The sequence below is a fragment of the Anaerobacillus alkalidiazotrophicus genome, assembly GCF_001866055.1.
In genome coordinates, this window is sequence record NZ_MLQS01000019.1 from 1 (window position 1) to 13,553 (window position 13,553).

14 protein-coding genes are annotated in these 13,553 nt (G+C 34.9%); 8 read left to right on the top strand and 6 right to left on the bottom strand.

Translation table 11 applies throughout. The features are described from left to right. Nucleotides 1–303: 303 nt before the first annotated feature. The 3 genes from BKP45_RS13550 (at nucleotide 304) to BKP45_RS13560 (ending at nucleotide 2,053) form a co-directional block, all read left to right on the top strand. Entirely contained in the window at nucleotides 304–567 is a 264-nt protein-coding gene (locus tag BKP45_RS13550) for a CPCC family cysteine-rich protein (RefSeq protein ID WP_071390233.1), read from the top strand. A 216-nt stretch (nucleotides 568–783) separates the two neighbouring features. Further along, nucleotides 784–1,026, top strand: a complete 243-nt coding sequence (locus BKP45_RS13555; protein WP_071390234.1) for a hypothetical protein — start codon at nucleotides 784–786, stop codon at nucleotides 1,024–1,026. A gap of 85 nt (nucleotides 1,027–1,111) precedes the next feature. Beyond that, nucleotides 1,112–2,053, top strand: a complete 942-nt coding sequence (locus BKP45_RS13560) for an anti sigma factor C-terminal domain-containing protein (protein WP_071390235.1) — start codon at nucleotides 1,112–1,114, stop codon at nucleotides 2,051–2,053. 512 nt (nucleotides 2,054–2,565) lie between these two features. On the opposite strand, the gene BKP45_RS13565 is transcribed toward BKP45_RS13560, so the two are convergent. The 6 genes from BKP45_RS13565 to BKP45_RS13590 all read right to left on the bottom strand — a co-directional run bounded on the left by BKP45_RS13565 (nucleotide 2,566) and on the right by BKP45_RS13590 (nucleotide 8,842). After that, entirely contained in the window at nucleotides 2,566–3,333 is a 768-nt protein-coding gene (locus BKP45_RS13565; RefSeq protein WP_071390236.1) for an ABC transporter permease, read from the bottom strand. Then, entirely contained in the window at nucleotides 3,333–4,265 is a 933-nt protein-coding gene (locus BKP45_RS13570; RefSeq protein WP_071390237.1) for an ABC transporter ATP-binding protein, read from the bottom strand. The genes BKP45_RS13565 and BKP45_RS13570 overlap by 1 nt, the downstream gene beginning before the upstream one ends. 36 nt (nucleotides 4,266–4,301) lie before the next feature. After that, the gene (locus BKP45_RS13575; protein WP_071390238.1) at nucleotides 4,302–6,284 is read right to left on the bottom strand and encodes an FtsX-like permease family protein; all 1,983 of its coding nucleotides are present in this window, start codon (nucleotides 6,282–6,284) and stop codon (nucleotides 4,302–4,304) included. Next, nucleotides 6,274–7,038 (bottom strand): ABC transporter ATP-binding protein, encoded by a 765-nt coding sequence (locus BKP45_RS13580; RefSeq protein WP_071390239.1) that lies wholly within the window; start codon nucleotides 7,036–7,038, stop codon nucleotides 6,274–6,276. The genes BKP45_RS13575 and BKP45_RS13580 overlap by 11 nt, the downstream gene beginning before the upstream one ends. Before the next feature lie 84 nt (nucleotides 7,039–7,122). Next, nucleotides 7,123–8,148 carry a sensor histidine kinase gene (locus BKP45_RS13585; RefSeq protein WP_071390240.1) on the bottom strand — a complete coding sequence of 342 codons (1,026 nt, stop codon included), beginning with the start codon at nucleotides 8,146–8,148 and terminating at the stop codon, nucleotides 7,123–7,125. Continuing rightward, a complete protein-coding gene (locus BKP45_RS13590; protein ID WP_071390241.1) occupies nucleotides 8,141–8,842 on the bottom strand; it encodes a response regulator transcription factor in 702 nt (233 codons plus the stop codon). Before BKP45_RS13590 ends, BKP45_RS13585 begins: the two co-directional genes overlap by 8 nt. A 669-nt stretch (nucleotides 8,843–9,511) precedes the next feature. On the opposite strand from BKP45_RS13590, the gene BKP45_RS13595 reads away from it, so the two are divergent. The 5 genes from BKP45_RS13595 to BKP45_RS13610 all read left to right on the top strand — a co-directional run bounded on the left by BKP45_RS13595 (nucleotide 9,512) and on the right by BKP45_RS13610 (nucleotide 13,417). Next, complete coding sequence (locus BKP45_RS13595) at nucleotides 9,512–11,206, top strand: DUF2207 domain-containing protein (RefSeq protein ID WP_071390242.1); 1,695 nt, start codon at nucleotides 9,512–9,514, stop codon at nucleotides 11,204–11,206. Next, complete coding sequence (locus BKP45_RS13600) at nucleotides 11,196–11,429, top strand: hypothetical protein (protein WP_071390243.1); 234 nt, start codon at nucleotides 11,196–11,198, stop codon at nucleotides 11,427–11,429. The genes BKP45_RS13595 and BKP45_RS13600 overlap by 11 nt, the downstream gene beginning before the upstream one ends. Before the next feature lie 19 nt (nucleotides 11,430–11,448). Next, nucleotides 11,449–11,598, top strand: a complete 150-nt coding sequence (locus BKP45_RS22595) for a hypothetical protein (protein ID WP_169824120.1) — start codon at nucleotides 11,449–11,451, stop codon at nucleotides 11,596–11,598. Nucleotides 11,599–12,165: 567 nt separating this feature from the next. After that, the gene (locus tag BKP45_RS13605; protein ID WP_071390244.1) at nucleotides 12,166–12,957 is read left to right on the top strand and encodes a hypothetical protein; all 792 of its coding nucleotides are present in this window, start codon (nucleotides 12,166–12,168) and stop codon (nucleotides 12,955–12,957) included. Nucleotide 12,958: 1 nt separating this feature from the next. Beyond that, nucleotides 12,959–13,417, top strand: coding sequence for a hypothetical protein (locus tag BKP45_RS13610; protein WP_071390245.1), 459 nt, complete (start codon nucleotides 12,959–12,961; stop codon nucleotides 13,415–13,417). Nucleotides 13,418–13,553 lie beyond the last annotated feature (136 nt).

The following is a 13,553-nucleotide window of genomic DNA, read 5'->3' on the forward strand; positions in this document are numbered from 1 at the left end:
TTAAATGGCTCAACAGAAGAAGTCAAAGGAAGTCATTTACCTGGGATAAATTCAGGCTCTTTCTTACTAGATATCCATTACCTTACGCCAGAGTTAAGGTTAATATTTATGACTTAAGAAAAGAGATTAGCTATATTCTGTAAATGGTAACTAGGAGGAGCCGTGTGCGTTAATAGCGCAAGCACGGTTCTGTGAGGGGAGAGAATGCAATCTACCGAGAGGTAGAGAGGTTCTCTTCTACTCGACTTCCACAATAAGCGGAAACGCTATTTTGCTAACGTAATACTTTATTGAGGTGGGTAGATGAAATATACTTGTCCTTGTTGTGGCTATAAAACATTAGATGAAGAACCTCCTGGAACTTATGATATATGTAGTATCTGTTTTTGGGAAGATGATGGGGTTCAGTATGATGACCCTGATTATGAGGGTGGTGCTAATATCCCATCTTTAAGGCAAGCACAGAAAAACTATACCTTATTTGAAGCTTGTGAGAAAAGATGTATTGAGTTTGTAAGAAAACCTAATGAAAAAGATGAGAAAGACCCTAATTGGAAACCGTTATAGCTTATAAAAGTAACGAGATACGAGAGTTTAATAAACAAGGATTACACGATATCATCGCCAAAACATTAGTTAATGTGAAAAATAAAAAAATTCTTAATAGATAAAGACTTCTTATTGCATTAACGGATGCATTTCTTCAAGAAGGGGAAATGCTTTTTTATAGAAGTTATTGTACTTACTGGCAAGTTAGTTTAATAATAAAGAGGGGTGTATGTAATGCAAAATATAGTAACAACGTTAAAAAAACCTAATGTACTGTTTCCAATTTTATTTGTGTATTTAATTTTGCCAGAATTCATTGAATCAGATTTATTTAAAGGAATTTTAAATATTTTATTTGGATTATATTTCTTAGTCCTTGGATATGTATTATCAGAAGGTAATAAAAAGTATTTATTAGCTTCTTGTTGTCTTGCTATCCTTTTAATATTCTTTGGAATTTCAAGGTTATTAAACTAACAAACGCGATAGACGAATAAAGGGACCATTAGGACTTATTTATACCGAGCTAGAAAAGAATTTCAAAAGAAGTGGAGGAATCTTCATGAGTGAATATACAGATGATTTTTTTGATGAAAAGAAGATAAAAAAGGCGATTAAAAAAAGCAAAACGAAGTCAATAATTACGATTATTTTCGTTTCTTTATTAGTATTTGTTGTTTTAAACATATCAAATTTCGCTATTTCTGCTTATTTTAGCCAAAAGGCATTTAAGCAATGGGATGCTTATGTCAGACTTACTACTCCTAATGGCTTTATAAGTGAAACAATTGATTCAAGAGGCTTTCTTGGAGGAATTAGCAATTATAAAGTTTCAAAAGACATGAAAAGAAAAGCGGTTGTAATTGAACAAAAACAATATTCATTTGGTCTTTTTCCATCTATTTTGGTTTCAAGAGGTTCAGGCGGAAGTATTGGAATAACAGGTGAAGATTGGCAGTTTGCGTATAAAGAAAATGGATGGAGAGAAATGATGTTTTTTCACCCAAATGTCACTTATAAAAAATACAATAATGACGAAGAGCTAATTAATAGCATGCAAGGGGATAAAATTTACGAGGTTGCGCTCTCCTTTCATAAGCCGTACAAACAAAGTGAATTACCTTTTGTTGAACTTCCGAAAATGACTTGGTTCTGGATCAACACCTACACCGATAGCCAAATCAAAACATTTCAAGAAGAAGCAATAGAATATGATTGGTCTGCAACATTTATTAGTGAACATGAAGCTTTAGGTTTTTCAACTAATTCAATTTATAATTCAACAACTGTTTTGGACTATGAATATAACAAATTTCTCAAATTACTTCAAACTAGCATTTCACCTGAACACAAGAATGCTTACACCAACATTAAAGGTAAAAAAATAGAGGATATAGAAATTTTAGGAGTAGTCGTGTATGGAACGAAGGGTCAAATCTTAGAAATTATGAAAGAACCTATTATAAAAGCAGCTTCTTTAGGGGGAATCGTTGACAACTATTAGTATTCTTAAGAAATATATTCTTTCAAAATAGGAAATGCTCTCCTGATTTTATATAGAGAATGTGAACAATACACTTAAACAAACGGGAGCTTTACTTCAATAGGGGAGTAGAGCTTTCCTTATTGAAATAATGGGGAGCTTTATGGGAAAAGAGAATAATTGTATTAAATGAAACGTTAGGGTATGTTCCTGTATGGTTATCCTTTACAGCATTTACTTCTAATCCGCGGATGTTAATAAAGACCTGTAAGTGAATTTTACCTCTGTAACGGAACAAGTTATTAATTGAAAACAAATAAGCATCAAAACTACCAATCAATTATTTTTTATTTAACAAAAGGGAGAAAAAATTCAACACTGAACCGGCTACACATTGAAAGTCGGTTCAGTGAACGTTTGTTTATTTCAAAAAGATTTCTTCCATAGAAACTGTCTAGCGCAAGCGATACTAAAAGACGAGAGAAGTACGCAAGAAGCAAAGAGCGGCTTCTGTCAAAGGAACCACCTTCAACTTATATGTTTACATCTCTTCTAGAAAAAATCGCAGTTGATACAATGAAAAATACAATCATATGAACCGTTATATTCATAACGGAGAAGGGAAGAGTCATCCCTTCAAATAGCGGTCGTCCGAGGAAATGCTGTGTTAAGTTTGTGTTGGCAAGTAATATATATTTGCCAACTTGTATTTGATAATGAGCGAGTAATTCTAATAGTAATGTGATAGACATTAGTAAAAAAATAGGAATTGACACTGAAAACACGCTGCTCCGCGTGACAACTGATAACATCATCGCCAAAGAACAAACAACGACAATTTCGATAAAACCAAATCCATACCTCAAGATTATGTTCATGATTAAAGAAGGATCCAACGCAACTATACTGTTAAAAAAGAAGATGCCGCCAAATATCATAGATGAGAGTAAATGTACACTCACGACTACTACAATAAATAATAGGACGGAAACATATTTGGTTAACAATATTTTTAGGCGACTGGCTGGGCGAATGAGGATGAGCTTAATCGTACCTGTTGAAAACTCACTAGATACGATATCGCCTGCAATAATTATACAAAGAAAATTCAACACAAATATAACAAAGGTACTAACAGTTAAATGGTCCCAAAAGGTAAAAAGTGTATCTGAAAATATATACTTCATAACCATCGCAATAAAAAGGTTCATTGCCACTATCAAGCTGAGTAATACCCATGCCCTTGGGCGTTTATATATCTTTACATTTTCATTGAATACTAGATCAAGAAAGTACTTCATCATTGACCTCTTTTCGATTGATTAAGTCGTGAAAGAAATGCTTCTTCTAATGTTGTTTTATTTTTTTCAATACCAACAACACTGATTTGATTTTCTACTAAAAATCGATTGATGGTGGCAGCTTCACGCTCGGATACATGGATTGAAAAACCATCTGAAACGATGTCAACTATTTGATCAAATTGGGGGAGAAGCGCCAACACTTCTTTTAGCTTGTCTGTTTCTAACACTTTAAATTGATATAAACTTTCTTGAGTTGTATTTCGTCTTAATTCTTCTAGATTTCCATCACTAACGATCCTTCCATTGTCAAGAATAAGAACACTGTCACAAATTAGTTCAATCTCTGCTAATAAATGACTTGAAATAATAATCGCTGTCCCATCATTTGCAAGCATTTTTAAGTGTTTTCTGAGGTCTTGAATCCCTGAAGGATCCAGACCATTCGTTGGTTCATCTAACAAAAGAACAGCAGGACGATGTAACATGGCTTGCGCTAATCCCAGCCTTTGCAACATTCCAAGGGAATACGTAGTGACCTTATCATCAATGTAGCTATCCATCGCTAATAATTTAATCACTTCTTCTATTCTATTTTCGCATACACCAGGTGACATTCGATAAAAGATTCGTAAATGATCATAACCAGATAAGTAATCGTAAAATTCAGGGTTTTCAATAATGGCACCCACTTTACGAATGGCGCTTTCAAAGTCGTTTTGAATGTCTTTCGCGTCAATCGTAATACTCCCTGTTGTTGGCTTTAATAAACCGACTAACATTTTTAAAATTGTTGTTTTTCCTGAGCCGTTTGGTCCTAGTAGCCCTTTAATTTCACCTTTTTGTAAGTGGAAAGAAATATCTTTCACGATAGTCTCTTTTCCAATGTTCTTTGAAAGGGAGTGTACGTATAAAATCTCCTCACTTCTCATCACAAATAACTCCTTCTTTTAGCATGACAAAAATGTTTATTCTACAGTTCTTCGATACGTCATACGCAGCCAGTAATAGTAAACACCGATAACGACAAAATACAAGCTGATGATCTTTAGTCCATTTGCGAATATCTTTCCATTATGTACTTCGATTTCTGCTACATTGTACAAATTGATCGCTACACTTAAACATAAGCCTAATAAGCTCCCGAAGATTATTGGTAGGACAATAAGCATTTTTAGCTTAGTATATATATAAGCCTTGATTTCTGATGAGGTAATGCCAACTGACCGTAATAATCTCAATTTTTGGCGATCCGACTCTGCATCCGCAAACGTTTTAAAATAGAGGACTATACAAGCTGTGATGACAAACAAAATACTAATAAATGACATAATAAAGAGTGCAAACCCCGATACTTGCTTCGTATGATGGTAACGATCATATTTTGAATGGACGATAAAAGGTTGGTTGTAACGCTCTTTAATGGTTTCAATCGCTTCTCGCTTCTGATCGGCTATACCTTCAAGAGCAGAATCCAATTCTGACTTTAGCTCGGAAACAAAGGCTCCGCTTCTTAACCAATCATCAAACGTAAACATATAAATCGTCCCTAATTCGTAGGTCGAAGCATCGGTTACGATCGTTTTCATATCTGCCTCATTCAATAAAATAACGATGGGCTGAGAAAATACATAACGATCAAACAACTTATATTGCTCTGTTCCTTGATTCACGTACGTATAACGAGATTGATTGTTTTCTATTAAAATAGTATCTGTAAAATAGGTAACCGTTTCATATTGCTGATTAAAATCAATAATAATTGCATGACCTTGGTCTACTGAATAGTTTGTTCCAAGCACGCCATTCATTTCTTCGACTGATGCTGCCATCACATGCTTATTTGTTCTCCATGGGGTATGATCCATTTCGGGAGCATATAAGTAAGCAACATGCAATATATGCGTATCCGCTATATGTTCTTCTTGTGCTAGCAGTTGATCGATCTTCATCTGTTCCGCTAAATGAACGGCTTCGTAATCCTTCATCATCACATCAAATAACTGTTCATTGTCAGCAATCGCATAACTTTGATGATACAAAGTATAAGAGAGGGTTGAGAAGAAAACAGTTCCCATGCTCAGTAAACAAACCATAAAGATGATCGTTCGATTTTGAACAAACTTACTCGCAAATTCAGTTAGTGGCAATATATGTTGATGAAATAGCTTTCCTTTTCGATTGAAAAACATATAGAGTAGACTCATCAATTGACTAAGGAATAAATATACACCAACAATACAAAGGGCGACTGCTAGTAGGATCACTTCTCTCATCGAATCAACGTTCGAAAAATCACTCGTATAGATCGTTAAGAGGGTGAAAGAAGTGATGATAATGACAAGTCCGATTACCATGAAAAAGCGATTGCCTTCTCGATTCATTTCCTTCACTCGATTTGTTTTCAACAGATTTGTCACGTGATTATTTTTCATTTTCATTAATGTTAAACCAACAATCAAAGCATAAATCGGAATAAAAGCAATGGTTGTCCATAAAAAACTTTGAAACGTTAAGGAAAAATGAATATCCTCGATCGCTAAAATCGATGTCGTGATCATAAAGATGAGGCGTGAAAATACACTACCACTTATCAAGGCGACGATGAGGCTTGTGAGAAAAATAAAACTATTTTCAAAGATGATCATTTTTTTCATGTCTCGATGTAGTAGCCCATAAGAAAGGAGAATCGCCAACTCTTTTGTCCTACTTTTAAAAAACTGCTGATAGGAATATGTAATAATAAATATCGAAAAGACACATGAAATAACGCCTGCAATTTGAACAATTTGCTGTGTGCCTGCTGACGTATGTTCGTTAAAGTTTGGTGTAAACCAAATGGCAGTAAATAAAAAGAACACCGTCATCGAAAACGTAATACAGAAAAAATAAGCGAGATATTTGCGGAAATTGTACAAGACCGCTTTGAAGATGAATTGATTATACGTCATAGTCATCTTCCTCCAACACCGCTAAGTTGTCCAAAATTTGTTTGGTAAAGTGATCTTGTGATTCTTTTTTATACAACTGCGTCCTTAACGTCCCATCTTTTAAAAATAGCACTTTATCACAATAACTTGCGGCAAAAGGATCATGGGTTACTAATAAGATCGTTGTACGATATGCTTCATTCGTTTCTTTTAAACATTCCAGTACCGCTTTTGAAGATTTAGAATCAAGATTCCCTGTCGGTTCATCTGCAAAAATAACGGTTGTATCATTGATGAGAGCACGGCAGATGGCAGCTCTTTGCTGCTGACCACCTGAGACTTGATAAGGATACTTGTTTTTTATCGTTAAAATGCCAAGGAGATTCATTAATTCTTCCGCTTTTTTATTCATTAACTCTGTCTCTTCACGGTTTAACATCATCGGTAACATAATATTTTGTTGAATTGTTAAGCTATCAAGTAAATGAAACTCCTGAAAAATATAGCCGATATGGTCTCGTCTAAAAATGGCTAATTCATCACCTGTCATCTCATTCATTTTAGCCCCTTGAATAAAAACGTCTCCAGATGTAGGGTAATCAAAACCACTAAGGACATTTAGCAATGACGATTTCCCACTGCCCGAAGGCCCCATGATGGCGGTAAACTCTCCTTGCTCTAATTCGATGTTAATATTATTTAACGCGATTGTTTGCGCAAATTCTTTTCCACCGCCATATACTTTCTTAATATTTATTGCCTTTATTACACTCATGATTGCCTCCCATTTTTGTATACATTTTTTGTTATTATAGTAAAGGCAATCGTTCGGAAACAATTACACGAACTTACGTTAATATTACATTTTTGTAAGATAAGTCAAAGTTACTATTGTTCCTTTATCGACTTTAGATGAAATGCCCATCTGATGGTTCATTTTGTCCGATATACTTTTACTTAAATAAAGGCCGATGCCAGAAGCATTTCGTATTTTACGTCCATTTTCTCCAGTGAAAAATGGCTCACAGACTCTCTTTAAGTCATGTTCAGAAATCCCTATCCCTGTATCTTCGATGAATAAGAGCACCCGGTCTTCCTTACACTGGACGTGAAAAGAAACCCTCTTTTCTCCAGGCTTCAATGCTGTATATTTAATGGCATTAGAAATTAACTGATCTAGCAAGATTTTATTCCACTTTTTATCGGTCAGCACATAGATAGAATTTTCATCCACGTTCCACTGTGGAAACACTTGATTATAAATGAACTGATCTTTTTTTACATTGATAATCTCACGTAAGTGTTGAATTAAATCGGTTTTTTCAATGGAAAAGTCATGTTGAAAATAATCTAACCGTAAATAATGTAAAGCTTGATCGAGATGCTCATTAATTAATTGATTTTCTTTGTTTATCTTAATAATGACTTCATGAGCATTTGTTTTTTCAGTTTGACTATATTGGACCATCAAGTCGATCACAGATGTAGGTGTTTTTATATTATGGATGATTTGCGAGATGATTTTATATTTATTTTCGTTTTGCATTTCAAGCTGATTGACCTTTGCTAGTGAGTCGTCTTCCATGGATTTGATTTTTTCGATAACCATGCGTTGTTCTTCCGTCCATTTTGTCCTTTTGAGAGAAACGTCATCTAGCCTACCGTTAGCATTCTCAATCAGTTGATGAAATGTGATATATCGATACGCTCGAATGATCATAAATATAAGATAAACAAAAGATACGAGTATGAATGGATAGATTACTTCAATTTTATGATTCGCTTGCAGCCAGAAAAATGTAATGACAAGGGCAGAACTGCCAAATAAAGCAAAGGTAAACAACAGATGATCTTTAAGAAAGTTGAGTAGGAGCTTTTTATTCATTTACTTTCTCCAGAGCTGTTGGAACAAATCTATATCCATATCCTCTTTTCGTTTGGATCACTTCCTCAATTCCGATTTCCTTTAATTTATTCTTGATTCTCGAAATATTTACATTCAATGTATTATTATCAATAAATGAAACATCATCCCAAAGCTCACGTAATAAACTTTCACGATGAACAAGTTCATTCAGGTTTTCAATTAAATATTTTAATAGTTTAAATTCACTTTTTGTTAATTCAATTTCATTTCCTTGGTTTGATACGATAAACGTACGATAATCCAAGCTGAAATTTCCAAATACGACATTACTTTTTTCATGAGTTAAGGCACCGTAAGCACGTCTAATACTTGCTTTAATTTTCGAGTGTAATACCTCAACACTAAACGGCTTAATGACATAATCATCGGCACCAAGTTCCATCCCTAAAATTTGATCCGAATCGTTATTTCTAGCAGAAATCATGATAATCGGTACAATGCTTTTTTTTCTTACATGCTTACAAATGTGAAAACCATCTACATAAGGTAAGTTAATATCTAACAAAACGACATCAGCTTTCAATTCAATTAATCGCTCAAGTGCATGTTCAAAATCATTAATTACTACGACCTCATAGTCATACCTCTTTAACATTGTAGAAATTAATAAGCTTAGTTCTGAATCATCTTCTACTAAGGCAATTTTATACAAATTAACCATCCCCCTCATTCCGTTTTCTCGTATCTATTACCGAGAAGTATCTAATTTATTCTTCATCCATAGTATCTAAAATACTTATCTAAAACAATGACTCTTTCAAAGGGATGATCGTTGTCTTGAGGAGGTTAGACAAGCATAAAGCTTGCAGAGAGAACTCGTTCAAGCTTTGCTAGAACATCGGAAATTCAGATGGAGTCTTAACTCCAACTGAATGGAAGTTCCCACCTACGCTACGCTTAAAGGTGGGGGTCTATGACCCTGAAGTTCAAATCAGTTTGATTAAATGATCAGATGCAAAGTAAAGGTAGGAAGTAAGGGAAGAGTTGTTATCAAATGATTTATAGGAATAACAAGGGATGATGATAGCGGCATATCTGGTTTCCACTACCAGAAGTTTTTTTGTTTATAACGAACCTGAGATGATTACATATGGGAAATTAGTGAAAAGATTTGGGTCCTATTTAGTTAGGAGAAGAGGAATTTCGATTAGTCGTGGTCAAAGTAAATGAAATGAAACTAAATATGTCTTAAAACGTATAGGATAGTATAACGATAACGAAAAAGCTAAGGGAGAGGTTTAGTATTTTCCACAGGCTGAAAGAGTGAAGTGATTAGAAAAAAGGTTTCCGTAAATTAAGTGAGTGGGAGGTAGGTTAAAAAATGAATAAAAATATAATCGCTGTGCTTCTTATGACGATCCTATTTTTTATCCCGACTGAAGTGTTCGCTGTTGATTACAACATTACTAATGTAGAAATTCATGCATATCTACAACCAAATGGCGATGTTACAGTTCATGAGCAACATACGTATGAATTTAGTGGCGAATTCGGGGGGATTATTCGGGAATTAATTCCAAAAGAGCGCACTGAAATTGTAGAGCTTGAAGCCTTTGAAGACAACAAGCCGCTACGAATAGAGACAGACAAAACAGAACATCGTATTCACCGTGGAGGGAAAGACGAAACAATTAGCATTAATTTAACGTATAAAATCAAAAACGGTGTAGATATTTATGTAGATGTTGCTGAATTTTACTGGCCATTTTTTGATAAAAGAAATGAGGCGACATATGGAAATTTAACAGTCTATGTGATTCCGCCAGAGCCGACAACCGCTCTAATTACCTTTGGCTATGATGAGGCGTACAAAACTGAATCCGTACTTGAAGACGGTCGTGTCCAGTTTGCGATGGGGGAGGTTCCACGGAAACGGAATGGTGACATTCGTGTTGCCTATACTTCTGAACTTTTTCCTACAAGTAGTCTTACTGCAAATAAACTTATGTATGATGAAATTGTAGCTGCAAAGCAACATTTATTAGATACAGAAATTGCAAAAGCAGCGAGAAAAGAGCAACTTTCATCGATCGGTATTATACTAGTTCCGTTATTTGCTTTATTACTGTTGTTCGTTCTCGTGAAAGCCTGGCTTGATGCAAGAAATGATAAAGCTGTAGTTATGGGAGAGTTGAAGCATACGACTCCTGTTCCAAAAGAAACATTGTCTTTACCGACTACAATTTGTTTTATGAATTACCAGCTGTTAGAACCGGAAACGACTGTTGCTGCATTATTAGATTTAGTTCGTAAAGGTCATGTGAAAAAGCTTGAAAATGACCGCTTCCGATTAGTGAATAAGAGTGGCTTATTGCACCATGAAGAAAATTTGGTTAGGTGGCTCTTTCATGAGGTAGGGTCAGGAGATGAATTTCACTTGGACGATATAGAGATGTATCTGAAAAACAAAAAAAATCACCAAACATATCAACAATTAAAAGCGGACTGGGAAAAAGAAGTAAGAGCTGAGATAAAGGAAGCTGGCCTTTATAAAAATAAAGTGAAGTACCGATTAACAGTAGGCTTTATCAGTATATTGCTAATTCCCTTTATAATTTTATTTGCAATCTATGGGTTAAATGCTTTAGTAGTGACGTCAATTGTTATCTGTTTAGGGCTGTTGCTATTTGCTATTTGTTACTACCCAAAAACGATGAAAGGATTGAAACTTACGCTAGAGTTGCGCCAGTTTAAACAAGAATTTCCAAAACTAATAGAGTCAACATGGCAATTATTATCCGATGATGATAAAATGCGAGCTTTTATTATTGGGATCGGGAGCAATGAAAAAGAGCTTATTAAGAAAAATGAATCACTAATTAATACCTTTAAAACAAAAGAGTGGCAGTCAAGTACAGTTTATGGCTTTGATCCGTCATGGTTAATCATTGCCGCCGCTGCCAAAACAAATTTCCGCAGTGCTGAGAAGAACGCTGGTATAGATGGAAGTTCAAGTGGATTTACTGGCGGGGGTTCAGGTACTGGTGGTGGTGGTGGTGGGTCGGGTGCATTTTAATAATGTTCAAGACTTAACAGAGGGAATCCTCCCTACATTTCAGAGAAAAAGATATGAGGATAAATTTTTTTGGAATGAAGGACATCCCTTAGTAGATATATATAACGTGTTAAGGAAACGCGATTGGGAACGGACATATGACGAAGTGTGCTTATTAATTTTTGACCTTTCTAGAAAAGGGGAAATTAAGAAACGACCAAACGGTATCCAAGACAATATATAAGGTAATGGGAGGTAATTAAGTGGAATTACGCAGACAGGTATTGATAAAAAAGTTAAATGATTTAGGAGTTTTCGTAAGCACAGATGGTAGATTACTAAGTTCAATGACTCCTGATGAATTAGAGCTTGAATATTGTAGAGTGCTGCAGGATCGAGAGGAAAAAGAGTGAAGCAATGTGCAGACTTGCAATGAAAAAAGCATTGGATGCCAAAAAAGAAATGGATCTCGATATTTCTGCTAATATAAAGCACCAGTGAAAAAAGTCGTTAATCCTCTACGTTACCTACATTAAAATGGGTTATGTAATAAATGAGAGAGATGCTGAACACACATTACAAAAAGTTCTTACCTGAATGAATTTCATAATTACCTAAATGGAGCTACATAAATGTTGTTGAAAATATACTCTTTATCCAACGACATTTAGTATCATAGTAGCGAAAATAAACAATTATGAAATACATTAATGAGAACTCGTTCTAGCGAAGCTAGAACGAGTTCTCATATTAACTGCTTACACTTCGAGTGTATTATCCATAATTATTTCACGCCTTAAATCCTATTATTTCGAACTTATTGTAATACCATTAGAGTCATTGTTCTTGAGTATAGGGAATTCTTGTTCAACAAAGTAAGCTATAGATATTTACATAATGCATTGAGTTGATATGAATATAAATACCAAATATAGTAAATAGTAACCTTAACTTTTAAAAAGTTTGAGGGTATATACATCATGAAAAATTTTAATCCTACAAATAGTGAGCGTCGTTTTAAAGCGAACGTAAGTTCTATCGGTACTTCACAATTACATCTTCGAAACCCCTATATTATTGCATGGTGGTCAGCGGCTTTTCCTGGTTTTGGGCATCTCCTTTTATCTAAGTATCTAAGAGGTTATGCACTTTTTCTTTGGGAGCTTCTCATAAATAATATGGCTAATTTAAATCAAGCGATTGTCTATTCTTTCACTGGGAATATTAGTATGGCAAAGGACGTTCTTGAAACTAGGTGGTTGCTTTTGTATATACCAGTCTATATCTTTGCAATATGGGATAGCTATCGAACGACTGTTGATATGAATAAAGTATTTATATTAGCAGAACGAGAAAATGCAGATTTTAATTCGTACACAATTACAGCTTTTGAAATCAATTATTTGGATAAAAGAAGACCATTGATGGCAGTTGTATGGTCGCTTTTCACACCAGGATTGGGGCAATTATATATCCATCGAGTTCTAACAGCCATTTTTACAATGGCGTTTATGGTTGTTTTTGTGTACCTTTCTAATATTCTCATTGCAGTTAATTTCCTTTTTATGGGAGATGTTCAGCAGGCAACAGAAGTCATCGACCCGCAATGGTTCTTGTTTATTCCTTCTCACATTGGGTTTTCTGCATACGATTCGTATGTTAACACAGTTGAAAACAATAAATTATTTGAAAGTGAACAAAGAAAATTTTTAAAAACGTATTATCAGCAGCATCGTGTAAAGTTCCTAGTACCAGCAGATGGAGTGAAATAAATTGCAAATCTTTTCTACTTTTGAGCATTCAACGTATCTTGAGCTAGCGATAACTTCTTTGGAAAATGTAGGTGTAAAAAAAGAGCATATACTTGCCGTCCCCCTCATCAATCGAGTGGAAGAACGAAGGTTATTTGATACACTTCACCGAGCGGATGGTATTAGCTTATTTGATAAAGGTGCAGCAGTTGGAACTGCATTTAGTGTTATTGGAGCAAGTGTCGGTTTTGTATTAGAGTGGGGTCCTATTTATTGGGGCTTAATCGGTGCTGTAAGTGGATTTATTATTGGATTTATCATCGATTACATTATTTTTAAGGTTGTTCATAAAAGGAAAAGAGAAGTGAAGGGTAAAAAGTCAGAAGTTGTTTTAGTGGTAGAGTGCCCCAATGAACTTGTAGAGAAAGTAGAAGAGGTACTTTGGGAACATTTAGCACTAGGAGTTGCTAAAGTGGATTGAAGCACTGGGGACGGACCTGTTGCTTCCTTCGTTTAGCTAAACGAAGGAAGCACAAGAACCGTCCCTACATTTCTGCAGGGATAGTCGAATTGATTTTCATTCTATTGTTTCTTGTGGTAGTATAATAGATAACAAA

Bases quoted from the DNA above. Each gene is read 5' to 3' on its own strand.
- BKP45_RS13580 (WP_071390239.1), bottom strand. From the start codon at position 7,038: ATGAGTGTAATAAAGGCAATAAATATTAAGAAAGTATATGGCGGTGGA.
- BKP45_RS13555 (WP_071390234.1), top strand. From the start codon at position 784: ATGCAAAATATAGTAACAACGTTAAAAAAACCTAATGTACTGTTTCCA.
- BKP45_RS13565 (WP_071390236.1), bottom strand. From the start codon at position 3,333: ATGAAGTACTTTCTTGATCTAGTATTCAATGAAAATGTAAAGATATAT.
- BKP45_RS13550 (WP_071390233.1), top strand. From the start codon at position 304: ATGAAATATACTTGTCCTTGTTGTGGCTATAAAACATTAGATGAAGAA.
- BKP45_RS13605 (WP_071390244.1), top strand. From the start codon at position 12,166: ATGAAAAATTTTAATCCTACAAATAGTGAGCGTCGTTTTAAAGCGAAC.
- BKP45_RS13570 (WP_071390237.1), bottom strand. From the start codon at position 4,265: ATGAGAAGTGAGGAGATTTTATACGTACACTCCCTTTCAAAGAACATT.
- BKP45_RS13560 (WP_071390235.1), top strand. From the start codon at position 1,112: ATGAGTGAATATACAGATGATTTTTTTGATGAAAAGAAGATAAAAAAG.
- BKP45_RS13585 (WP_071390240.1), bottom strand. From the start codon at position 8,148: ATGAATAAAAAGCTCCTACTCAACTTTCTTAAAGATCATCTGTTGTTT.
- BKP45_RS13575 (WP_071390238.1), bottom strand. From the start codon at position 6,284: ATGACGTATAATCAATTCATCTTCAAAGCGGTCTTGTACAATTTCCGC.
- BKP45_RS13595 (WP_071390242.1), top strand. From the start codon at position 9,512: ATGAATAAAAATATAATCGCTGTGCTTCTTATGACGATCCTATTTTTT.